The organism is Nocardia albiluteola (genome assembly GCF_018860155.1).
Lineage (GTDB): Bacteria > Actinomycetota > Actinomycetes > Mycobacteriales > Mycobacteriaceae > Nocardia > Nocardia albiluteola.
In genome coordinates this window covers 440,565-462,956 of record NZ_JAHKNI010000006.1, presented here as the reverse complement: position 1 = coordinate 462,956, position 22,392 = coordinate 440,565, and the positions used below count along the sequence as shown (strand labels likewise).

At 67.2% G+C, this 22,392-nt stretch carries 25 protein-coding genes and 1 pseudogene; 13 read left to right on the top strand and 13 right to left on the bottom strand.

Annotated features, from left to right (window positions below):
- The first annotated feature begins 75 nt into the window (after positions 1–75).
- The 4 genes from KO481_RS20500 to KO481_RS20485 are packed head-to-tail and all read left to right on the top strand — an operon-like array spanning position 76 to position 2,700.
- Positions 76–1,263: a CE1758 family FMN-dependent luciferase-like monooxygenase gene (locus KO481_RS20500; RefSeq protein WP_215918776.1), complete on the top strand. Its 1,188-nt coding sequence runs from the start codon at positions 76–78 to the stop codon at positions 1,261–1,263.
- A complete protein-coding gene (locus tag KO481_RS20495) occupies positions 1,260–1,748 on the top strand; it encodes a MarR family winged helix-turn-helix transcriptional regulator (RefSeq protein ID WP_215918775.1) in 489 nt (162 codons plus the stop codon). The genes KO481_RS20500 and KO481_RS20495 overlap by 4 nt, the downstream gene beginning before the upstream one ends.
- Entirely contained in the window at positions 1,745–2,443 is a 699-nt protein-coding gene (locus KO481_RS20490) for a CE1759 family FMN reductase (RefSeq protein WP_215918774.1), read from the top strand. The genes KO481_RS20495 and KO481_RS20490 overlap by 4 nt, the downstream gene beginning before the upstream one ends.
- The gene (locus KO481_RS20485; protein WP_215918773.1) at positions 2,440–2,700 is read left to right on the top strand and encodes a (4Fe-4S)-binding protein; all 261 of its coding nucleotides are present in this window, start codon (positions 2,440–2,442) and stop codon (positions 2,698–2,700) included. Before KO481_RS20490 ends, KO481_RS20485 begins: the two co-directional genes overlap by 4 nt.
- A 36-nt stretch (positions 2,701–2,736) precedes the next feature.
- On the opposite strand, the gene KO481_RS20480 is transcribed toward KO481_RS20485, so the two are convergent.
- Complete coding sequence (locus tag KO481_RS20480; RefSeq protein ID WP_215918772.1) at positions 2,737–3,903, bottom strand: epoxide hydrolase family protein; 1,167 nt, start codon at positions 3,901–3,903, stop codon at positions 2,737–2,739.
- A 157-nt stretch (positions 3,904–4,060) separates the two neighbouring features.
- On the opposite strand from KO481_RS20480, the gene KO481_RS20475 reads away from it, so the two are divergent.
- Positions 4,061–4,633, top strand: a complete 573-nt coding sequence (locus KO481_RS20475) for a CGNR zinc finger domain-containing protein (RefSeq protein ID WP_215918771.1) — start codon at positions 4,061–4,063, stop codon at positions 4,631–4,633.
- 262 nt (positions 4,634–4,895) lie between these two features.
- On the opposite strand, the pseudogene KO481_RS20470 reads toward KO481_RS20475, so the two are convergent.
- The 3 genes and pseudogenes from KO481_RS20470 to KO481_RS20460 all read right to left on the bottom strand — a co-directional run.
- Positions 4,896–5,111: pseudogene (locus KO481_RS20470) on the bottom strand (23S rRNA (adenine(2503)-C(2))-methyltransferase RlmN); the annotation flags it as partial.
- Positions 5,112–5,115: 4 nt separating this feature from the next.
- Positions 5,116–5,676, bottom strand: a complete 561-nt coding sequence (locus tag KO481_RS20465) for a PIN domain-containing protein (RefSeq protein ID WP_281066138.1) — start codon at positions 5,674–5,676, stop codon at positions 5,116–5,118.
- The gene (locus tag KO481_RS20460; RefSeq protein WP_245401186.1) at positions 5,676–6,152 is read right to left on the bottom strand and encodes a helix-turn-helix domain-containing protein; all 477 of its coding nucleotides are present in this window, start codon (positions 6,150–6,152) and stop codon (positions 5,676–5,678) included. Before KO481_RS20460 ends, KO481_RS20465 begins: the two co-directional genes overlap by 1 nt.
- A gap of 271 nt (positions 6,153–6,423) precedes the next feature.
- On the opposite strand from KO481_RS20460, the gene KO481_RS20455 reads away from it, so the two are divergent.
- Positions 6,424–6,705 carry a hypothetical protein gene (locus KO481_RS20455; protein ID WP_215918769.1) on the top strand — a complete coding sequence of 94 codons (282 nt, stop codon included), beginning with the start codon at positions 6,424–6,426 and terminating at the stop codon, positions 6,703–6,705.
- A gap of 44 nt (positions 6,706–6,749) precedes the next feature.
- On the opposite strand, the gene rlmN is transcribed toward KO481_RS20455, so the two are convergent.
- Positions 6,750–7,859: a dual-specificity RNA methyltransferase RlmN gene (rlmN, locus tag KO481_RS20450; protein WP_215918948.1), complete on the bottom strand. Its 1,110-nt coding sequence runs from the start codon at positions 7,857–7,859 to the stop codon at positions 6,750–6,752.
- Positions 7,860–8,111: 252 nt separating this feature from the next.
- On the opposite strand from rlmN, the gene KO481_RS44825 reads away from it, so the two are divergent.
- Together KO481_RS44825 and KO481_RS44820 are read left to right on the top strand one after the other, a co-directional pair.
- Entirely contained in the window at positions 8,112–8,396 is a 285-nt protein-coding gene (locus tag KO481_RS44825; RefSeq protein WP_372452085.1) for a hypothetical protein, read from the top strand.
- Positions 8,397–8,506: 110 nt separating this feature from the next.
- A complete protein-coding gene (locus KO481_RS44820; protein WP_215918768.1) occupies positions 8,507–8,821 on the top strand; it encodes a hypothetical protein in 315 nt (104 codons plus the stop codon).
- 31 nt (positions 8,822–8,852) lie between these two features.
- Here the strand turns inward: KO481_RS44820 and KO481_RS20435 are convergent, their stop codons facing one another.
- The 4 genes from KO481_RS20435 to KO481_RS20420 form a co-directional block, all read right to left on the bottom strand.
- Positions 8,853–9,389 carry a Dabb family protein gene (locus tag KO481_RS20435; RefSeq protein WP_215918767.1) on the bottom strand — a complete coding sequence of 179 codons (537 nt, stop codon included), beginning with the start codon at positions 9,387–9,389 and terminating at the stop codon, positions 8,853–8,855.
- Positions 9,386–9,700, bottom strand: a complete 315-nt coding sequence (locus tag KO481_RS20430; RefSeq protein WP_215918766.1) for a hypothetical protein — start codon at positions 9,698–9,700, stop codon at positions 9,386–9,388. The genes KO481_RS20435 and KO481_RS20430 overlap by 4 nt, the downstream gene beginning before the upstream one ends.
- A gap of 103 nt (positions 9,701–9,803) precedes the next feature.
- On the bottom strand, positions 9,804–10,718 hold the full coding sequence (locus tag KO481_RS20425) for an LLM class F420-dependent oxidoreductase (RefSeq protein ID WP_215918765.1): 915 nt from the start codon (positions 10,716–10,718) through the stop codon (positions 9,804–9,806).
- Between the two features lie 88 nt (positions 10,719–10,806).
- Positions 10,807–12,042, bottom strand: a complete 1,236-nt coding sequence (locus KO481_RS20420) for an ROK family protein (RefSeq protein ID WP_215918764.1) — start codon at positions 12,040–12,042, stop codon at positions 10,807–10,809.
- A 138-nt stretch (positions 12,043–12,180) separates the two neighbouring features.
- Between KO481_RS20420 and KO481_RS20415 the strand changes: the two genes are divergently transcribed.
- From KO481_RS20415 to dgoD, 5 genes are all read left to right on the top strand, one after another.
- On the top strand, positions 12,181–13,230 hold the full coding sequence (locus tag KO481_RS20415; protein WP_215918763.1) for a substrate-binding domain-containing protein: 1,050 nt from the start codon (positions 12,181–12,183) through the stop codon (positions 13,228–13,230).
- A complete protein-coding gene (locus KO481_RS20410; RefSeq protein WP_215918762.1) occupies positions 13,221–14,756 on the top strand; it encodes a sugar ABC transporter ATP-binding protein in 1,536 nt (511 codons plus the stop codon). Before KO481_RS20415 ends, KO481_RS20410 begins: the two co-directional genes overlap by 10 nt.
- Before the next feature lie 56 nt (positions 14,757–14,812).
- Positions 14,813–15,895, top strand: coding sequence for an ABC transporter permease (locus KO481_RS20405; RefSeq protein ID WP_215918761.1), 1,083 nt, complete (start codon positions 14,813–14,815; stop codon positions 15,893–15,895).
- 72 nt (positions 15,896–15,967) lie between these two features.
- Positions 15,968–16,732, top strand: coding sequence for an SDR family NAD(P)-dependent oxidoreductase (locus KO481_RS20400; protein ID WP_215918760.1), 765 nt, complete (start codon positions 15,968–15,970; stop codon positions 16,730–16,732).
- Complete coding sequence (dgoD, locus tag KO481_RS20395; protein ID WP_215918759.1) at positions 16,729–17,874, top strand: galactonate dehydratase; 1,146 nt, start codon at positions 16,729–16,731, stop codon at positions 17,872–17,874. Before KO481_RS20400 ends, dgoD begins: the two co-directional genes overlap by 4 nt.
- 18 nt (positions 17,875–17,892) lie before the next feature.
- On the opposite strand, the gene KO481_RS20390 is transcribed toward dgoD, so the two are convergent.
- The 4 genes from KO481_RS20390 to pyrH form a co-directional block, all read right to left on the bottom strand.
- The gene (locus KO481_RS20390; RefSeq protein ID WP_215918758.1) at positions 17,893–19,569 is read right to left on the bottom strand and encodes a metallophosphoesterase; all 1,677 of its coding nucleotides are present in this window, start codon (positions 19,567–19,569) and stop codon (positions 17,893–17,895) included.
- Between the two features lie 377 nt (positions 19,570–19,946).
- Positions 19,947–20,879: a phosphatidate cytidylyltransferase gene (locus KO481_RS20385; protein WP_215918947.1), complete on the bottom strand. Its 933-nt coding sequence runs from the start codon at positions 20,877–20,879 to the stop codon at positions 19,947–19,949.
- Between the two features lie 69 nt (positions 20,880–20,948).
- Entirely contained in the window at positions 20,949–21,506 is a 558-nt protein-coding gene (gene frr, locus KO481_RS20380; protein ID WP_215918757.1) for a ribosome recycling factor, read from the bottom strand.
- A gap of 69 nt (positions 21,507–21,575) precedes the next feature.
- Complete coding sequence (gene pyrH, locus KO481_RS20375; RefSeq protein ID WP_215918756.1) at positions 21,576–22,304, bottom strand: UMP kinase; 729 nt, start codon at positions 22,302–22,304, stop codon at positions 21,576–21,578.
- Between the last annotated feature and the right edge of the window lie 88 nt (positions 22,305–22,392).

Genomic DNA, 22,392 nt, shown 5'->3' with positions numbered 1-22,392 from the left:
GAATACTTGCGCAGTCATGTTGTTGAACTGCTTGCGCAGTCAAGCATATTGCGGATGCGCTCGAAAGGAGACGTCATGCAGTTCGGAATCTTCAGCGTCGGTGACATCGCCCCCGAGCCGGAGACGGGCTACACGCAGAGCGAGGCGGAGCGGATCCGGAACATCATCCGGGTCGCGCGACGCGCCGATGAGGTAGGCCTGGACGTGTTCGCGCTCGGCGAGCACCACAACCCGCCGTTCGTGCCCTCCTCACCGACGACGCTGCTCGGGTACATCGCCGCGCTGACCGACAAGCTGATACTCAGCACCGCCGTCACCCTGATGACCACCAACGACCCGGTGAAGATCGCGGAGGACTACGCGATGCTCCAGCACGTCGCCGACGGCCGGCTGGACCTCATGATCGGTCGCGGCAACACCGTCCCGGTCTACCCGTGGTTCGGCAGGGACATCCGGCAGGGTGTGGCCCTGGCGCTCGAGAACTACAACCTGCTGCACCGGCTCTGGCGCGAGGACGTCGTCGACTGGGAGGGAAACTTCCGTACTCCGTTGCAGGGGTTCACCTCCACGCCAAGGCCTTTGGACGACGTGCCGCCGTTCGTCTGGCACGGCTCGATCCGCACGCCGGAGATCGCGGAGCAGGCCGCCTACTACGGCAACGGGTTCTTCGCGAACCACATCCTGGCGCCGAACTTCCACTTCAAGCCCTTGGTCGACCTCTACCGGCAGCGGTTCGAGCATTACGGGCACGGCACCGCCGACCAGGCGATCGTCGGGCTGGGCGGAATGTCGTTCATCGCCAAGAACTCCCAGGACGCGGTGCGGACGTTCAAGCCGTACTTCGAGAACTATCCGGTATTCCGCGGCTCGCGGCTGGAGGACCAGATGGCGCGCACACCGATCACGGTCGGCAGCCCCCAGCAGGTCATCGACAAGGTGCTGACCTTCCGGGACGGCTTCGGCGATTATCAGCGCCAGTTGTTCGCCCTCGACGGGTTGTCGCTTCCGGTCGAGCTCGCGCTGGAGCAGGTCGAGCTGCTCGGCACCGAAGTTGTTCCGGTGCTGCGCAAGGAGATGGCTTCGCGCCGGGCGCCCGGTGTTCCGGACGCACCGACCCATGCGTCGCTCGTCACCGCCAAGTACGGTGGCGACGCGCCGCGCCAGCCGCGACCGAACCCGAACCGCGGCGACAACCTGTCCGGCACCTCGCCCTACCAGGACAGCGATCCAGACATGCAGGCTCGCTTCCCGGTGATCGCATGAGTTCCGGACCGCAGGAGTCCCGGGGCATCCGGCTCGCACTCGAGGCGTGGGAAGCCCTGTTCCGGGCCCAGGCCACCCTCGCGCTCGAATTCGAACACGAGGGTGACTGGGGCGAGCTGCTGCCGCGCGAATACGGTGTGCTGTACGCACTTTCGGCGGCGCCGGACGGGCTGCGGCTGACCGAGCTGTGCGACGACGTACTGCTCACCCAGGCCGGGATCTCCCGGCTGGTGACCCGTCTGGAAGCACGCGGGCTGGTCGTGCGCGGCGACGACCCGGACGATGCGCGCGCGTACCGAATCCGGCTGACGCCGGACGGAGTCGCCGCACAGCGACGAGCCGGCCGAGCGCACGCATTGCACGTCTCCACGGCAATGACCAGGGGCCTCGACGACGACCAGCTCCGCAGCCTCCGGGACCTCAGCCTGGCGCTGCTGGCCGCCGCTCCCCCACGGAACCGCAACTCCGAGAGGAAATCCCGATGACCGACACCACAACCGTCGCGGTCGTGAGCGCGGGCGTGAGCTCCCCGTCCTCGACCAGACTGCTCGCCGACCGGATCGCACAGGCAGCGGTGGACGCCCTGGGCGTCGCCGGGATGCCCGCCACCGTTACGGTGATCGAGCTCGGCCCGATCGCCGTCGAGATCGCCCGCTCCCTGGTGTCAGGTTTTCCGACCGACGCCGTCCAGGACGCGATCGACAAGCTCGCCGCCGCGGACGCAGTCGTCGCGAGCACACCGGTGTACAAGGCCGGAATCAGCGGACTGTTCAAGTCTTTCGCGGACCTGATCGACAACGACCTGCTGATCGCCAAGCCGGTGATTCTCGCCGCGACCGGCGGATCCGCCCGGCACGCGATGGTGGTCGACGACCAGCTGCGCCCGCTGTTCGCATTCCTGCGTAGCGTGCCGGTACCGACGTCGTTGTACGCGGCGCCCGAGGACTGGGGCTCGGCGGACCTGGGCAAGCGAATCCGCCGTGCGGCAAACGAATTGGCCGCGCTGCTGCGCAGCGGCGCCCCGCGCGACATCGCCGAGGGCAACTGGGACGGGTACCAGCACCAGTTCGCGGGCAATGCGACCCGCGCCGAAAAGTCCACCGCCGATATCGATTTCGGCAGCGACCTGATGCGGTTGGCCGCCGGCGGATCCCTGCGGCACCATCCGGAGCGGTCATGACCGAACAGTCACCGGGCCCGATCCGGGAGTACCGAACCGATGGGATCACCGTCACCTGGGAGGCCGCGCGCTGCCGGCACGCGACCGAATGCGTCCGCGGACTCCCCGCGGTGTTCGATCCGGCACAACGCCCCTGGATCCGACCCGACAACAGCAACGCCGACGCGCTGGCCGAGGTCATCGACCGCTGCCCGAGCTTCGCACTGGGCTATCGCACCGACGACGGCCGGACCCGGGTCACACCCGCAGCGGACTGAGATCGACAGCGGCACAGCGATATCGGCGCCGAGCCATTACCTGGCGGCCAGCACCGCCGCGAGACCTTCCCGCACGTCCCCGACGAAATATTCGGGGACCTCCAGCGACGGGAAATGCCCTCCCGCTTCGGGCAGGGTCCATCGGACGATCTGCCGGTACCGCTCCTGCGCCCAGGGGCGCGGGCACTTCTCGATGTCGCGGGGATACACACTGATAGCCGACGGGATGTCGACCCGGAGCTCGGGGTCGAGCGCGAGGTGGCTTTCGTAATAGATGCGGGCCGCCGATGCGCCGGACCGCGTCAGCCAATAGAGGGTGACGTCGTCGAGAAGGCGATCTCTCGAAATCCTTTCGAACGGACTGTCTTCGGTGTCCGTCCACTCGGCGAACTTGTCGAGGATCCAGGCGAGCAGCCCGACCGGTGAGTCGACGAGCGAATAGCCGATCGTCTGCGGACGGGTTGCCTGCTGCTTCGCGTATGCCGCGCGGTAGAGCCAGAAATCGCGGGTTTCCTCGGTCCAATCGCGCTCGGTACTCGTCAGCCCGTCCGTGGTCAGTCCGGGCGGCGCCTGCGCGGTCGTGGTGTGGATGCCCAGAACCTGCTCCGGAAACCTGCCGCCGAGGACCGTGGTGATCACCCCTCCCCAGTCGCCGCCCTGGGCTACGAATCTGTCGTAGCCGAGCCGTTCCATCAGCTCCACCCATGCGGCCGCGATCTTTTCGATTCCCCACCCGGTGGTGACGGGCTTATCGCTGTAACCGAAGCCCGGTAGCGACGGGGCCACGACGTGAAATGCCGGTGCGTCAGCGTCTTTCGGATCTGCCAGCTCGCCGACGACGTCGACGAACTCGGCAATGCTGCCCGGCCAGCCGTGCGTCATGATCAGCGGAGTGGCATCTGCGCGCGGGGATCTACGGTGCAGGAAGTGGATTCCCAGACCGTCGATGGTGGTGCGGAACTGGCCGATTCGATTGAGGCGCGCTTCGAACGAGCGCCAGTTGTACCCGGTGCGCCAGTAGTTCACGACATCGATGAGGTCGGCGAGAGGCACGCCCTGTCCCCATCGGCGACCGGGCGCGGCGCGCTGGACCGTCTCGGCTTCGGGTAGCCGCGCCGCAGCGAGTCGCGCGCGAAGATCGTCGAGGTCGGCGTCGGATGCGTGGGCTTCGAAATCTTGCACGTCGCTGGTTGGACGGCTCATGAGATGTCGCCGCCGAAGCGAGCTGCCGTGGTGGCGATAGTGCCGGGTGCAGCGTCGGCAACGAACCATTGCATGAGACCTCCTTGGTGACCCTAGAACTGGCTAAGACGGTTCTAGCATGTCTCAATATCGGCTCGCAACCGGCTAAGGTGGTTCCATGCCTGCCCAATTCCCTGAATTCCGTCTCGGCAACGTGCTGGCGACCAGCTTCACGGGCACGCTGTCGGAGCGTCGCGGCATCCCCATCGAGCGCATCCCCACGCCGCAACGACTCGTCGACTGGCTGACAGTGAGCGGCCTGGCCGTGGAGTCCTGCACCCCCGCCCAGCTCGAACTCGCCCGGGAACTGCGGGAATCGATTCACGCCGCCGCAACAGCCGCCGCGATCCAAGACGCCCTCCCCGCGGCCGCGGTCCAAATAATCAACGACCGCAGCGCCCAGGGCCGAGCCGCAGCCATCCTGACCCCCGAGGGCACCCGGCAATGGCGCCTCAACCCGGCCACATCCGTAGAAGACGCCCTGGGCGTAATAGCCGCAGACGCGATCAGCATCATCGCAGGCGAACGAGACGGAAAACTGGCCCTCTGCGCATCCCCCACCTGCCGAGCCGCCTTCTTCGACACCAGCCAAAGCCGCACCCGCAGATGGTGCGACATGAACACATGCGGAAACCGCCAGAAGAAAGCCCGCTTCCATGCCAATCAGCGCAAAAACCCCGGATCAGCATGAACGTAATGCACCGACAGACACCACGGCTCATCAAAGGCGCACCTTCGCTGCACTTCCATCAGAGATACTATCGCATGCGATAGTATCTACAGCGGGAGTATCCGCCCTGGTGGATCCGTAACGATCAGCCCTGACGATCTCCACACTCGACAGCCACAGGCCCGCGCATCGTGGACAGCATAATTTGGTGTGACACAATATAATTAAACTCATTGCACACTCAATGGCTCCCTCGGGAAGCAACTGACCTCGGACATCTCAGGACTCGACTACCGGCCCGGGTGGAGTAATACCTTGCCGCATAGAGGACTTCAGCACCAACCAGCGATTGTTCACCGGCACCAATGTATCCCGCAGCTCAGCATCCGGAGTATGCAGCGACACAGCCAATCCGCCGCACCGCATTCACGACACGCTTGTAGTTCGCCAGCGGCTCACCCATGCCCACCGCTTTACAAGCGCTCGAACCAGGATGACCGCGATCAGTCGAGGCGCCGGCGCACCTCGGCCGCAAACCCCGAAACACCCGTGCGATCCAGCACATCAAGAAGACCTTGAATATGTTTCGGCGGACGCTTGTGCTCGGCCACCTGCCTGCGCAGAAGCCTGATCACTTGGCCCGGAGCTCGATCCAGCATATCCAGCAGAAACGCATCCGGATGCATCAACTCGGGGAAACCCTCACCGACAGGCCTCACCGCAAAATCTCTGAGATTGAACGTAAGCAGCACATCCGCATTGCCCTGCAACGCCGCCGCAAACACATGACGATCTTTCGGATGGTTCTCCATTCTGTCGACCAGTTCCTCATAACCATCGACCAAAGCATCAGAGAAGAACCCGATCAACGTACTGATCAAACGATCCACCTTGCCCGCGGCGGAATCGTCGGATGCGGATCGCGCACAGAGATTCCGCCGAAGTTCGGTCAGGATCTCCGCCGTCCAAAGCGGTTGGATCAAATCCTCCTCCGCCAGACGCAACAGCGTGTCACGCAGGTGGCCCGGATACAAGACACAGGTATCAAGAAGGACTCGCCGCATTAGTCATGCCGCCTCAGCGGTTCAGGCGGCAGGTCGTCGTAGAGATCCAGGTCCTCGGAGATCCTGGTCAACTCCGACAGCCCAGCCGCCCGCTCGGCACGCCGATACTCCCGAAACGCCAGCACATCGGTCAGGCGCACACGACGATGCCGCCCCGGCCGGGTATACGGAATCTCGCCCGCATCCAACAACTTCACGAACGTCGGCCTGCTCATCCCCAGCAGCTCAGCAGCCTCCTGCGTCGTCAGCGTGGTATGCAATGGCGCAACCGTGACCGCCTTGCCCTCGGACAGCGCGGACGCCACCAAACGAAGACCCTCTACTACCTCCGCGGGCAAAGCCACCATCTCCCCCTCTGCCGAACGCAGCACCGTCACTTGACCCGTCGTCGACGCCTCATCCAAGAACCTGCGCACCGCCGCCAGCTGATCCGGATGCTCCGGCAGCAGCGTGCGCTCATTCAGCGTCTCCGTCATCACACCCTCCTCGATGGCCAACCCCATTGTGCCCTACTTTCGAATAAATCGAAAACATGACGACCCAAGGCTCCAGGGTCGCCCCATTCCTGCCGCTAGCAGCTGCCGCGCAACCCGTGCAGGTTTCACTTGGACTGGGCCGACCAACCGCCCGCGTTGGAGAGCAGGCCTTTACCCCCTGCGGTTCAGGGCAAACTCGCATAGGCACAACAGCGGGCGACGATCACGGCATACGACCCGGAAACCGTTGGACCGATTGATAATTCGAGCCATGTGGACACAGGTGATCCCGGTCGCGGGAACCATCGCAGGGGCGATCGTCGCGGCTATCGCGGCGCTTGCCGCTGGTAGCCGCCGCGCACGGGCCGACATCACGATCGCTCATCGTCAACTCGAAGCCCAGCTGCAGTTGGCACATCAACAACATCAGGATCAGCTTGATGCCGAACGTGACAAGCAGCGACGGCGGAAGATCGACGAAGCCTACGGCCAGCTCATGCTGTGGCTACATGACATGCAGGCCGTGGCAAGCCGGGACAACGACCTCGACTAACGAACGAACCAGGCCATCGGTCTTGCCCGGATGTAGTTCACAAGCTATGCCTCCGCCGCCAACTGACCACAAGCGGCAGCGATCTCCTGCCCCCGCGTATCACGCACCGTGCACGGCACACCCTGCGCCTCCACCCGCCGAACAAACTCCCGCTCAACAGGTTTCGGCGACGCATCCCACTCCGAACCTGGAGTCGGATTCAACGGAATCAGATTCACATGTACACGGGGACCGAGAGCCTTGTGCAGCTTCTTGCCCAAGAGATCCGCACGCCACGGCTGATCATTGACATCCCGGATCAACGCGTACTCGATCGACACCCGACGACCCGACTTATCCGCGTAATACCGTGCCGCATCCAGAACTTCGGCTACCGGCCAGCGATTGTTCACCGGCACCAACGTATCCCGCAACTCATCATCCGGAGTATGCAGCGACACAGCCAAAGTCACCGACATACCCTCGTCCGCGAACTTCCGAATAGCCGGCGCCAGACCAACAGTCGAAACCACCACATTGCGCTGCGAAATCCCGAAACCATCCGGAGCCGGCGACGTAATCGCACGAACCGCACGAATTACACGCTTGTAGTTCGCCAGCGGCTCACCCATGCCCATGAAAACGATGTTGGACAGCCGTCCCGGGCCTCCCGCCACCTCGCCGTCGCGTAACGCCGCCGCGGCGGCGCGGACCTGGTCCACGATTTCCGCGGTGGACAGGTTGCGGTTGAGGCCGCCCTGGCCGGTGGCGCAGAAGGGGCAGGCCATGCCGCAGCCCGCCTGGCTCGAGATGCACAGGGTATTACGGTCGGGGTAGCGCATGAGGACCGATTCCAGCAGGGTGCCGTCGCCGGCGCGCCATAGCGACTTGCGGGTGGTGCCGTCGTCGCATACGACGTGCCGAACCTCGGTCAGCAGCGGCGGGAACAGGGCCTCGGCGACCTGGGCGCGCACGGGGGCGGGCAGGTCGGTCATCTGCTCCGGGTCCGCCTGCAGTCGCGCATAGTACTGCCGGGCGATCTGGTCGGCCCGGAACTTGGGCAGACCCAATTCCTGAACCACCGTGCGACGCTCGTCAGCGTCGAGGTCGGCTAGATGCCGCGGTGGCATGCCGCGGCGGGGGGCGTCGAAGACGAGCGGTACAGGGGTAGCCATAGCCCTACCAGTATGGCCTAGAACCGATGGCACTCTGTGAGCAGCACAGACCACGCCGCCGATCCTCGGCAACCGGGTGTCCGAAATCACCTGCACCAGCCCTCGACCGTCGCCGACGAGGCCCGGCCCACTTCTGATAGCCCTGATCAGCACGGGTGTTCCGCACGCCCGGCGAGGACCGGGTGTCACTGACCATCACGTCGGATCACCGTGTCGGCGGCGGTCCGGGAACGAAGCATCGCGATGCGAGCGATGGTGTTGAAGGAGTTTCTGGAGCTGCGCCGCGACAAGCGGATGATGGCGATGATCATCGCGTTGCCGCTGTTGCTGCTGGTCATCTTCGGCTATGCGGCCAGTTTCAATGTCGATTCGCTGCGCACCGAGGTGGTCGGCCCGCAGGCACGGCAGGTGGCCGCGAGGTATCGCTACCGCCCGCGCTGGAAGCGGTCCGCGATCACCTGGTCGGCGATATCGGGCTGGGCCCGCAACGCCACCTGGCCTTCACCGTTGCCCTGGCCCATCACCCCGAACTGCTGATCCTGGACGAACCGACCTCCGGCGTCGACCCACTGTCCCGGGCACGCCTGTGGGACACCATCCACGATCAGGCCGATGCCGGGATCGGAGTACTGGTCACCACCCACTACATGCAGGAGGCCGAACAGTGCGACCGGCTGGTCCTGATGTCGCATGGCCGAAATGTGGCCTCCGGCAACGAATCCGACATCATCGGCGACACCACCGCGACCGAGGTCGACAGCCAGGACTGGGCCGCCGCCTTCACCGCCCTGACCGCCGCCGACCTGCCGGTCACCCTGGACGGCCGCCAGGTCCGCCTCGCCGACACCGACCCGGCGAAGATCCGCGCCGCACTCACCGAGGCCGGCATTGCCGCCGACATCCGCCAGGTCCCCGCCCCCCTGGAGGAGAAAATGACCGTTATCGACCGCGGGCGCACCTGAGATCACGGTCGGCGTACCGCTGTGGACCGCCTCAGCACAGCACCGGCCCGTCGGCCCAGCGGAACAGATGGGCGTACCCCGGCTCGACGATCGAAATCGGCGACTCCGGGTCGAACCACCGGTCCACGCAGGTCCAGTGGTACGGGTGGCGGAGGTATTCGCCGTTGAGGCCGTCGAGGTCGGCGAACTCCTGCTCCCAGGCGTGGGTCCACGGTCCGGTGGCGGTGCGGCTCAGCGCCCAGGAGTGGATCGAGGAGATGTGGCGCGGCATGGCCGTCAGCGCGTCCTCGAATCGCCGCACGGTGTCCTCGGGCGTGCCGGGGCGCACGCGCAGCAGCAGCGTGCGTTTGATGCGCGGACCGGCCAGCGGCGCGTGCACGGCCAGCACCGGGGTCAGCGGCACCACATCGGCCGACGCGGGCACGTCCGGCCACGCCGCGGTGACCTCGTCGGCCACCACGTCCCAGGTCATGCCGAGGCCGCCGGTACTACCGGGCAGGTCGGGACCGCCCGAACCCTCGAGCGGACCGGCCGCATCGGATTCGGTTCGAATCACCCAGCGGGTCATGACGGATCTCCCATCGGCTCCAGCACGCTGCGGTCGCGGGACACCACATGCTCATCGGTCCAGGCCCAGAACTCGGCCACCGCCGGATCGCCACCGGCCGCACCGCGCATCCCGTAGAACGGGTACACGCCGTCGATCTCCCACAGCACATGGACGGTGACCGCCCCGACGTCGGCGAACGACCGCCAGCGCCGCACCACTCGCATACCGCGCCGCTGCGCGCCGGGCAGATACTCGCGCTGCCAGCGCTCCAGCCACGTGCCGACGTCGTCGAGCCGAATCGTGATGCGGTCCAATATGTTCACAGCCACGGCCGCACCTTGCCGACGCCCGCGACCCCGACTCCGCCGCGACGCCCGATCGCACCCCGTCCTCCCCGACGCCGGGTTCCAGCGTGCACGGCGCCGCGCCCGCTCACAGTTTGCTCACCACCTGCTCGCGGAAGCGGTCGACGTACGCGGGCAGGCCCGTCAGTCCCGCGGGTCCCAGCAGGGATTCGGGCCCGTACATCGGCGGGTAGATCACCAGCCTGGTCGCGCCCGCATCGGTGTAGCCCCGGACGAAGTCGGCGTCGAACTCCCGGGTGGGATCACAGGATCCGGGCCACGCGGTGAGTTCGACCGCACCGTCGTCGCGCCCCGCGGCCGCGGCCTCCGCCCGGACTAGGTCCGCGCCCTCGGCGAATCCCTCCGGGGTGATCGTGTACGGGAACCACCCGTCGCCGATCCGTCCCGCCCGGCGCACCGCCGGTTCGCTGTTGCCGCCCAACACGATCGGCACCCGTCCGGATGCGGGCCGCGGCTCGCAGAACAGCGGATCGAACGAGTAGTGCTCGCCGTGGTAGGCCGCCGGGGCATCACGCCACAGCGCGCGCATCGCCTCGATGCTCTCCTCCAGACGGGCGCCACGCTGCCGGAACGGCGCCCCCACCGCCGCGTATTCCTCCTGCTGCCAGCCGATTCCGAGCCCGAGCAGCAGCCGGTCCGCCGAATGCAGTGCGATCGTCGCGGCCCGCTTGGCCAGCACGACGGGGCTGTGCAGCGGCGCCACCACCATCGCGGTGCCGAATCGCAACGCCTCGGTCGCCCCGGCCATGAAGGCGATCGTCTCGAGCGGATCGGTCATCGGGACGCCGTGCTCGGGTCCGGGCATCCGCCCGTCCGCAGAGTAGGGGTAGCGGGCCTCGTAGCCGTCCGCCACGACCACGTGCTCGACGGTCCAGAGCGATTCGACGCCACATTCCTCCAGCGTCCCGGCCAGGTCCCGGAGAAATCCGCCCGACGTGACCAAGCCCTCGACGTAGGGCAGCAACATGCCAATCCGAATCATGCACCGAGCCTGCGAGGTGACTTGCAACACATCCAGCCTCGATCCCGGTCAGCAGGAAGGCGCGGAGGAATCCGAGGCCGAGGGGAAGCTAGGTCGAGCTCGCGCGCTGGGCCCGGCGGGCGGCGATCGAACCGAAGGTCTCGCGGTCGGCGAGGAACGCCTCGAGCGCCAGGGTGGCGGCGCCGAGGCTGGCCGGGTTGTGCGGCAGGGTGCACAGTTGCAGGGAGACGGCCTCGAAGGGCGCGGTCATGGCATGCTCGGTGGCAACCCGCCGGGTGGCCTCCAGCAGCGGCTCGCCGAGGAGGTTCGCCACCAGATCGCCGAAGACCATGGTGCGCGGATTGAACAGATTCACCAGATTCGCGACGGCGACACCGAGGTAGTGGCCGGTGATCTCGATCACCGTGCGCGCCAAGGTATCCCCGCGCGCAGCGGCTGTCGCAATGGCCGCGATGGTGGCGGCGTCGTCGGACCGCAGCAGACCGCTGCCCGGATCGTGCTCGCGCAGCGTGGCCACGATGCCGGGCGCACCGACATAGGCCTCCACGCAACCTCTTCGCCCACACCGGCATTCGCGCCCGTCCAGCACCAGGATGGTGTGCCCCCACTCCCCCGCGCTGTTGCCGACGCCGCGATACAGCGCGCCGTCGATCACCACACCGATGCCGACCCCGGCCCGCAGCGTGAGCACGATCAGATCGTCCACGTCGCGGCCCGCCCCGAACCACAGCTGCGCCACGGCGCTGGCCTTGAGTGGATTGTCCAGGTACACCGGATGCGAAAGATGCCGCTCCAAGAGGCTTTTCAGCTCGATGTCGTGCCAGTCCCAGTACGGCGAGAAGACCGAGACCCCGCGCTCGGGTTCGACCGGCCCGGGCACGCTGAGCCCGACGCCCAGCACCCTGCCCGCGTCGGCACCGACCAGCTCGCGGATGCCGCGCGCTATCAGCGCGACCACGTCCTCGGGCCGGGTGGCCGTCGGCTCGACCGGAATCTCCACCGAGCGCAGCACCGTCATGGCCAGGTCGAACAGGTCGAAATGTATGGCCGTTTCGGCGATGTCGACCCCCGCCAGCATCCCGCGCTCCGGGTTGATCGCCAGGCGCGCCCGCGGGCGCCCGACGCTTGCCGCATCGTAGCCGAGCTCCGCCAGCACTCCGACGTCGAGCAGTTCGGCGATCATGTTGCCGACCGTGGCGAACGACAGCCCGGTCGCCTTGGCAACCTCCTGGCGACTGATATGTCCAGGCGCCGCGGCATACACCGCCTGCAGGACGGCGAATCTGTTGCGGCGCCTGATGTCACGCGCGGTCAGCTGGTACACGCCAGGGATCCTTCCGCTTCGGCGCCACTCGTCCGAAATCACTTCGACCAACGGTATTTACAACAGTTACCAGAAGTCATAGTGTGACCGCCACCACCAAATAATGCCGACTGTGCGGCAGATCACCTAGGAGTGTCCATGTCCTGGACCCACCATCGTCGTTGGACCGGCGTAGCAGTGTGCGGATTGGCGCTGGCCCTGGCCACCTCCGCCTGTTCCTCCGGCAAGGAATCCGGCTCTGCCGCAAGCGGACCCCAGCACCTGACCAGCAAGATCAGCCTCGTCTACGCCCAGAAACAGGGCGACCAGGAGTATTTCATCGACGAGGCCGACGGCGCCAAGGCCAAGGCCGCCGCGCTCGGTGCGGACCTGAAGGTGGTGGATCTGGGCAACGACGCCAACAAGGCGATCAGCGAGACGCAGAACGCGGTGAGCCAGAAGGCCAACGGCATGATCGTCGTCCCGCCGGACCCGGCGGTCGGCCCCCAGGTCGTGCAGCTGACCAAGGCGGGCAACGTCGCGCTGCTCAGCTCCGACGACCAGGTCTGCGTGACCGGCCCCGACCCCTCCAAGTGCGATGCGAAGGATCTGCTGCCCCGGGTCGGGTTCAGCGGCACCCAGATGGGGACCGATGTCGGCACCCGCGCGGGCGAGGACTTCAAGAAGTCCGGCTGGAACCCCGCGGACACCGCGATCGTGGACGCCTGGAAGCAGGACGTGACCGTCTGCACCGACCGGGTCAAGGCCAACGAGAAGGCGTTCGCCCAGGCCGCGGGCGCGCCCGTGCGGGTGATCGAGGTCGGCACCGACAACACCCCGTCCGATGCGCAGAACAAGATCTCCGCGACGGTCGCGGGCAACCGGTCGGTGAAGCACTGGATCGTCATGGGCTGCAACGACGAGAACGTCAGCGGCGGCGTCTCGGCGATCCAGAACGCCGGCTACTCCGCCGACGACGTCCTGGGTGTGGGCCTCGGCGCCTACCTGGCGTGCAAGGAGTGGCGCAGCGGCAAGCCCACCGGATTCAAAGCCGCGCTGTTCATCAACGGCACCGATGTCGGCGCGCTGGCCGTCCAGACCATGGTCGACTACCTGAAGAACGGCAAGGCGATGCCGGCGGAGGCGTTCGCGCCGACCAAGATGGTCGATGCGAGCAACTGGCAGCAGTCGGGGCTGAAGTGCAGCTGAGCGACCGGCGGGGCGGGCTGCGCGCGAGCGCGATCTCCAAGAGTTTCGCCGGCGTGCCCGCCCTGCGCGAGGTGAGCGTGGACTTCCCCGCGGGCGTGGTGACCGCACTGATCGGCGAGAACGGCGCCGGAAAGTCCACGCTCATCAGGATTCTCGGCGGCGATCACCGTCCCGACGGCGGCGATCTCGAGCTCGACGGCGCACCCTTCGCCCCGGCCACCCCGGCCGCGGCGCGCACCGCCGGGATCCGGGTGATCGCCCAGGAGCCCGAGATCGTGCCGCACGTCTCGGTCGCGGAGAACGTCTACCTCGGCGAATTACCCCGCCGAGCCGGACGATTCGTCGATCGGGCGGCCCTGAACGCCCGGATGCGCGAAGATCTGGCCCGGCTCGGCTTCGAGCGCGCCCTGGATCCGGACGTGCTCGGGTCGAAACTGACCGCCGCGCAACGCCAGCTGGTAGAGATCATGCGGGCGCTGACCACCGAGGCCAGGGTCATCGCCTTCGACGAGCCCACGTCCTCACTGTCCGACCACGAGACCGAGTCGCTGTTCGCACTGATCGGGCGGCTGCGCGAGCAGGGCCTGGCGGTCATCTACGTCTCGCACCGGATGCGAGAGATCTTCCAGGTGGCCGACCGGGTGGTCGTGCTGCGGGACGGCGCGATGGTCGGTGAGCGATCCACCTCCGAGACGACCGATCGCGAGATCGTGGCGATGATGGTCGGGCGCGATCTGTCGACGGTGTTCGCGCGCAAGCACAATGTGCCCGGCCGGGTCCTGCTGGAGGTCGACGCGGTCACCACCGACGACGTGCGCGAGGTGAGCCTGACGGTGCGGGCCGGGGAGGTCGTCGCGCTGGCCGGGTTGGTCGGCGCGGGACGGTCCGAGCTGGCCGGAGCACTGGTCGGGGACCTGCCGATCCACTCCGGCGAGGTGCGGGTGGACGGCACGCGGCTGCACCTGCGCCAGCCCCGCGATGCGGTGCGCGCCGGCATGGGATATGCGCCCGAGGAGCGCAAGGCACAGGCGCTGCTGCTGCACCGCGGTGTGCGGGACAATATTTCGCTGGCGGTGCTGGATCGGCTGCGGCGGTTGAGATTCGTGCGCCGGGCCGCCGAAACCCGGCTGGCCCGAGAGTACGTCGACGCCCTGCGGATCCGAACGCCCTCGCTCGAGCAGGAGGTACGCAAGCTCTCGGGTGGCAATCAGCAGAAGGTGGTGCTGGCGCGCTGGCTCGCCCGCAAGCCCACGGTGCTGATCCTCGACGAGCCCACTCGCGGTGTCGATGTCGGCGCCAAGATCGAGATCTATCACGTCATCGAGGAATTGGCCGAATCCGGTGTGGCCGTGCTGGTCATCTCCTCCGAGCTGCCCGAGGTGCTGGGCCTGGCCGACCGCATCGTGGTCATGCAGCAGGGACGGGTGACCGGCGAGCTGAGCCGCGACGAGGCCAGCGAGGAGGCCATCCTCGCGCTGGCCATGGCCTCGGACCTGACCGCCGCGGACTCGGCGCCGACACCCTGACGACTCACACATCCGGCGCCGACGGGCCCGGATGATCTCTCCCGCAAGGATTCTCAATGACCGACCAGAGCACGACCCCGCATCCGGCGGCCGGCCCCACCTCCGACTCCTCTCCCGGCGCGCCGGAATCCTCCACCGCACGCCGCCTCGACTCCTCCGCCCTGACCCCGCGCCGAATACTGCGCGCGATCGGCCCGGGCAACCTGAGCCTGATCGGTGCGCTGATCGTGCTGGTCATCATCTTCAGCTCCCTCAACGGCGGTTATCTCTCGACCGGGAATCTGGCCGGAATCGGCGACGCGGTCACGGTTTTCGGGCTGCTGGCCGTCGTGCAGACCGTGGTGATCATCTGCGGCGCGATGGATATCTCGGTCGGATCGCAGGCCGGGGTCGCCTCGGTGATCAGCGCGATGGTGTTCACCTCCATGGGGAGCAACCCGTGGCTGGGCATCCTGGCGGCGATCGGATTCGGCGTGGTGCTCGGAATCGTCAACGGCATCATCATCGTCTACGGCCGGGTCAATCCGGTGATCGCGACGCTGGCCACCCTGGCCGCCTACAAGGGCCTGGCGCAGTTGATCTCGGGCGGCAAGGCGCAGGGCTTCGTGCTGGACAACGACCTGTTCATCTTTCTGGCGCGCGGCAAGGTTCTCGGGCTGCCGGTGCCGGTGATCATCCTGGCGGTCGTCTCGATCGGCGTGCATGTACTGCTGAAGTACACCGATATCGGCCGCAACATCTACGCCATCGGCGGCAACGACACCGCGGCCCGGCTCTCGGGCATCAACATCAACAAGTACCTGATCGCGGTCTACGTACTCGCGGGCATCGTCGCCGCGATCGCCGGAATCATCCTCACCGCGCGCACCGGATCGGGCCAACCGGTCTCGGGGAGTGAGGGTTTGGAGCTGCAGTCGATCACCGCCGCGGCCCTGGGTGGCAGCGCACTCAAGGGCGGCAAGGGCACGGTCGCGGGCACGCTGCTGGCGGTGCTGTTGCTCGGCGCGCTGAACAACGGGCTCAACGTGGTCGGGGTGAACACCTTCTGGCAGAACGTCGCTCAGGGCGCGCTGCTGGTCGCCGCGGTCGTCATCCAGCAACGGCGCAGCGGTGAGCGTGCGGTCGGGCTGCCGACGTAGTCGGCGCGGGCACGACATGGAGCGAGTCGGAATATCCTGCACCACTGGGTATTCGGCGTACCCGAGCCGATCATGACGGCGGCATCGCGTCGGCTGACCGGCCGGGTCGCGGTCGTCACCGGCGCCGCTTCGGGAATTGGGGCGGCAACCGCCGCGCGCCTGGCCGAGGAGGGAGCCGCGGTGGTGCTCGCGGACATCGCCGAGCGCGGCGACGACGTCGCCACCGGACTGCGCGCCGAGGGATACCGAGCCGCTTTCGTATCGTGCGACGTGTCCCGCGAGGATGATTGGACCATGCTCGCGGGCCGGGTTCACCGGCTGTTCGGGCCGCTGGATGTGTTGTGCAGCAGCGCATTCACGCATCGGAACGCTGCGGCGCACGAACTGACACGACAGGCCTGGGACGAGGGCCTGGCGGTCAACCTCACCCCGCTGTTCCTCGGCGTCCGCACCTTCCTCGAGGACCTGCGCGCCCGCCGTGGCAGCGTCATCGCGATCTCCAGCGTGCACGCCCACTTCGGCCTGCCGGGACGGCCCGGCTACGCCGCGGCCAAGGGCGGGCTGACGGCGCTGGTGCGTCAGCTCGCGGTCGAGTACGGGCCCGAGGGCATCCGCGTGAATGCCATCCTGCCCGGCCCGATCCTCACCCCCGCCTGGGACGGCATCGACGACGCGGGCCGGCGCGCCTCGGCCGCGGCGACCGCGCTGGAACGCCTCGGCGATCCGGACGAGATCGCCTCCGCGGTGGCGTTTCTCGCCTCGTCCGATGCCTCCTATATCACCGGCGCGGAGCTGGTGGTGGACGGCGGTTGGAGCGTTAGCAAGGAATCCCGATGAAGATCACCGCCCTGACCACCTACCTGGTCGCGCCGCGCTGGTGTTTCCTGCGGATCGACACCGACGAGGGCCTGATCGGCTGGGGCGAGCCGGTGGTCGAGGGCCGCGCGCAGACGGTCGCCGCGGCGGTCGCCGAGCTCTCGGACCACCTCGTCGGCGCGAACCCGATGAGTATCGAAAGGCATTGGCAGACACTGACGAAGGGCGGCTTCTATCGCGGCGGGCCGATCCTGTCCAGCGCCGTCGCGGGCATCGATCAGGCGCTGTGGGACATCACCGGCAAGGCCCTGGGCATACCGGTCTGGCAGCTGCTGGGCGGGGCGGTGCGCGAGCGGATCCGGATGTACGGCTGGATCGGCGGCGACCGCCCGGACGACGTCGCCGCCGCAGCGCTGGAGCGAAAGTCCCAGGGCTACACGGCGATCAAGATGAATGCCGCCGCGGAGCTGGAACCGATCGACACACCGCGCGCGACCCGGGAGATCGTCGAGCGGGTGGCGGCCGTGCGCGCCGCGGTCGGCGAGGACTTCGATATCGCCGTCGATTTCCACGGTCGCCTCAGCATGGCGATGGCCCGGCGCGTGCTGCCGCTGCTGGAGCCCTATCTGCCGATGTTCGCCGAGGAGCCGCTGGTACCCGAGCTCGGCGATCGGCTCGGCGAGATCACCGGCGCGACGAGCATTCCCATCGCCACCGGCGAAAGGTTGTACTCACGCTGGGATTTCGCGGCTGCGCTGCGCGCGGGCATCGCCGTGGCCCAGCCCGATCCGTCCCATGCGGGCGGGATCTCCGAGGTGCGCAGGATCGCGGCCCTGGCCGAGACATACGGCGCGAGCCTGGCCCCGCACTGTCCGCTGGGCCCGATCGCGCTGGCCGCGGCCCTGCAGGTCGGCTTCGCCACCCCGAATCTGCTGATCCAGGAGTCCAGCCTCGGCATCCACTACAACAGCGGGATGGATCTGCTGGACTATCTGCTCGACCCCGCCGTATTCGACCTCCGCGGCGGCTACGTTGCGCGTCCCGACGGCCCGGGCCTGGGCCTGACGATCGACGAACGCGCCGTGGCCCGCGCGGCGGAATCCGGTCACCGCTGGCGCAATCCGATCTGGCAGCGCCGGGACGGTTCCCTGGCGGAATGGTGAACGGGCGCGGGTGCGCTGTTACCGCCGCACCAGCCGCCGGAAGGTGACCTTGTCGAATTCGCGGCCGGATGCGTCGACGGCGGTCACATCCATCTCGCTGGAGAACACCCCGGGCCGGACGTCCACGCGGATGAACGAATAGCGGCTGAAGCGCACCCGCGACCACTGCGCCGCCTCGAACTGCTGCTTACCATCGCGATCCCACAGCCCGGACTTGGCAACGGCGGTGTCGGGCAGCTCGTGACCGCGATAGGTCTCCCCGAAATCGAATTCGCCGTGCGCCGCACCACCACCGCCGACCACGTAGTAGACGGTCCCGTCGGTCTCGGGGTAGACGATCGAGTTGTCCGCGGCCACCCTCGTCGCACGACCGCCGCGAATCGGATCGGTGCGCTCGAAGCAATGATTGTGCCCCTGCAGCGCCAGATCCACGCCATAGCGATCGAACAGCGCCGCGAACGCCCCGCGCACCCCATCGTCGCTCGCGCCGCCCACGCCGGTCGCATAGGCGCATTCGTGAAAGAAGCAGACGATGAAGTCGATCGCCGGGTCGGCGCGCAGCGAGGCCAGGGTCCGCTCGAGCCAACTCGTCTGCGCGCCACCGGAATAGCCCAGATTGGCCTGATACTGGTAGCACGCCTCATTGGCGTCCAGCGAGAGCACCGCGACATTGCCGTAGCGGAACGAGTACACCGAGGGGCATCCGGCGGGACCGTTGCCGGGCATATCCAACCGCTTGGTCAGCCCGCCGTATCCGTGCGTGCCGTAGACCGCCTCCATGTCGTGGTTGCCGGTGGCGAACATCCACGGCACGCGCGCGGCGCTGGATTCGATCAGGTGGAAGTAGTCGTCCCAGACAAACGGGTTGTAAGCGTCGATGCCCTTGGTCTTGGGCGCTGCGCTGGGCACGAACCAATCCGTCCCACCGCCGTGCGAGGGGTCCGCATAGCTGATATCGCCGGCCAGAATATGGAAGTCCGGGTTCGCCGCGACAATCTGGCGCTGGATGGCGTCCGCGTTGCGCGATCCGGGCGCATCGCCCTTGCCGTACTTGTTGCGATACGCGCCGGGCTTCATGCCGGCGGGCTGCGACGGCATGTCGTCGGTGCCCTGATCGCCCATCATGGTGAAGCGGAACGGCACCAGCGCCGCGCGCGAGCTCGGCATCGCGGTCGCAGCAGCAGCCACCTCACTCACGAAGCCATCGGAGGTGCGCCACCGGTAGAAGTGCGGAATCCGCCCCGGCAGACCGTCCACCGGCGCGTGCACATAAAACTGTTCCGCGGCCAGCACTCCGCCGTCCGTGCGCGGCAGCTGGGTGACCAGATTGCGCACCTCCGCCTCGACGCTCGCACCCAGCGCGGGCGTCGGGCCGTGTTCGAGATAGACCTTCCCCCGGCTCGGATTGCGCGACAGCTGCGCGGAGAACCGCAGCTGGCTGGCGGCATCCGGGCCGAAGCCGACGTGCCTGCCCGCCACCGCCAGCGGGGCATCTTGGGCATAGGCCAGCGCGCCGAACGAGGAGAAACCGGCGGCCACACCCGCCGCGGTGCTGCCACGCAGAAACGAGCGGCGACTCACGGGGTGCCGCCGCAGATACGACCGGTGCCAGTCGTACTGCTCGTCCATCGTCATCCGCGCCGCCGCGGCCGCGGGAATGCCGGTGTCCGGCGCCAGGCCGTCAGGGTTGAGCATGGGAAACCTTTACCGGTCGTTCGGGTGGATCCAACTCATCCAAATGCGACCAGATTACGGAAGACCTACGCTCCGATGAACAGGCAGGCTTCCCAGGCATGCACGGACGCCGGTCGCGCACTCCGGTCGAATGCGGGTCTGCGCCTGGCCATCCCGGCTCCCGGACTCATCAGTCCACGCTCGGGTGGACAGATTGTCCACCCGTTGCTGAGGCGGCGCGTCGTGGTTGGTGCCTGTGGGGTGGACCGGGTCGCGCTGGCTCTGGCACGGCACATCGGCCTGGTAGACGTCTTCGCAGGCGGGCAGCGGATGCTCCGCCAGGGCTGCGCCGGCGCCGAATTCCGGGCCGAGCGCGATCGCGGCTCCTGCGGCGGCGATTACAACAGCGCGGTCAGCACCAGCCACGATACGAACGCCGAGGGCAGCATCGAATCCAGCCGATCCATGATGCCGCCGTGCCCGGGCAGCAGGGTGCCCATGTCCTTGATCCCCAGCTCGCGCTTGACCTGGGATTCGATCAGATCGCCGGAGGTGGCCACCAGCACCACCGCGACACCGAGCAGCACGCCGATCATCGAATTGGCCTGCAACAGCAGGGTCACGGTGAGCAGACCGCCGATGACGCAGAACACCAGCGAGCCGGCGAAGCCCTCCCAGGACTTCTTCGGGCTGATGGCCGGAACCATCGGATGCCGCCCGAACAGCACGCCCGCCACATATCCCCCGACGTCCGAGCAGACCACCAGGATCATGAACGTCAACACCCGCAGATTGCCGCGCGGTTCGCTCAGCATCACGATCGCGAAGGAGGCCAGCAGTGGAATCCAGGACAGTACGAAGATCGTGATCGCGGTGTCGCGCAGGAAGTTCCGCGGCGTCGCGGAAAGCCCGTGATCGAACAGTCGCCAGGCCATGCAGATCAGGACCGTGAGCCCGAATGCGCCCGCGACGCCGTGCGTTCCGTACGGCCAGGCCAGCCAGATCATCGCCTGCCCGCCCACCAGCAGCGGAATGCGCGGCACCAGCACGTCGGCCTCGCGCAGCCGCTTGGCGACCTCCCAGGTGGCGATGGCGACGGCGACCGCGATCACCCCCACCAGGATCTTCGGGGCGAACAGCAGGATCGCGATGAGCGACAGGCCCAAGCCGAAGCCGACCGCCAGCGCGGCTGGTAAGTTACGGCCGGCCCGAGAGGATTTCGCCGGTTCCGGGGCAGTCGGCCGCACGGACGGCTGCTCTCCCTGTGCGTCCGGAGTACCGGGTGCTTCGTTCGCCGGCGTGCCCTCGCCACCGGACGCCTGTTCGGCCATCATCGTCCCGTTGTTCACGTATCCGTCCACTCCGTCCCCACCCCGGGCAGGCACTCGTTGCCGGGCCTGTCAGACCTCGAGCAGTTCCGATTCCTTGTGCTTGACCAGCTCATCGATCTGCCCGACGTATTTGCCGGTGGTCTTGTCCAGTTCCTTCTCCGCGCGACCCACCTCGTCCTCGCCGGCCTCGCCGTCCTTCTGGATTCGGTTCAGCTCCTCCATCGCCTTGCGCCGCACGTTACGGATGGCGATCTTGGCGTCCTCGCCCTTGGACTTGGCCTGTTTGACCATCTCGCGGCGACGCTCCTCGGTGAGCTGTGGAATGTTCACCCGGATGATGTCGCCGTTGTTCGACGGGTTCACGCCCAGATCCGAGTTGCGGATCGCGGTCTCGATGGCCACCAGTTGCGCCTGCTCGTAGGGCTTGATGACAAGCATCCGCGGCTCGGGCACGGTGATGCCGGCCAGCTGGGTGATCGGCGTCATGGTGCCGTAGTACTCGACGACGACCCGGCTGAACATGCTCGGGTTCGCCCGGCCAGTGCGAATGGATCCGAGATCGTCCTTCGCCACCGAGACGGCCTTTTCCATTTTCTCCTCGGCGTCGAAGAGTGCTTCTTCAATCACGGCCGTTTCCTCCACAGCGTTCGTCGTTGTCGGTTCCAGGATCCATCGAGACGCACCGCCCCGGCGATTTCAGGACCGCACCAGTGTGCCGATCTTCTCACCAGCCACCGCTCGGGCAATATTTCCCTTCGTCAGAAGATTGAACACCAGAATCGGCATCTGGTTGTCCATACAAAGGCTGAAGGCGGTGGCATCGGCGACCTTGAGTCCCTGCTCGATCACCTCTTTGTGGGTGATCTCGGAGAACATGGTGGCCTCGGCATCCACCCGCGGGTCGGCGGTGAACACGCCGTCGACCGCCTTGGCCATCAGGACCACCTCGGCGCCGATCTCCAGAGCGCGCTGGGCCGCGGTGGTGTCGGTGGAGAAGTAGGGCATGCCCATGCCGGCGCCGAAGATGACCACCCGGCCCTTCTCGAGGTGCCGCTTGGCCCGCAGCGGGATGTAGGGCTCGGCGACCTGGCCCATCGTGATCGCCGTCTGCACCCGGGTGTCGACGCCCTGCTTCTGCAGAAAGTCCTGCAGCGCAAGGCTGTTCATCACGGTGCCGAGCATGCCCATGTAGTCCGAGCGGGCGCGCTCCATGCCGCGATCCTCGAGCTCGGCGCCGCGGAAGAAGTTGCCACCGCCGATCACCACCGCCACCTGCACGCCGGTCGCGACCACCTCCGCGATCTGCTCGGCTACGGTCTGCACGACATCCGGGTCGAGCCCGACATTGCCGCCGCCGAACATCTCCCCGCCCAGTTTCAGAAGTACTCGGCGATAACCCTTACGGGCCGGTTCCGGGTCGGACATCGGTCTCCTTCTCCTCGGGAGGAACTCCCCCGCCTCCCCGCGACTTCAGCGTGCCGCTGCTTGCCACGAGACTTGGTCGTCGGGCCGG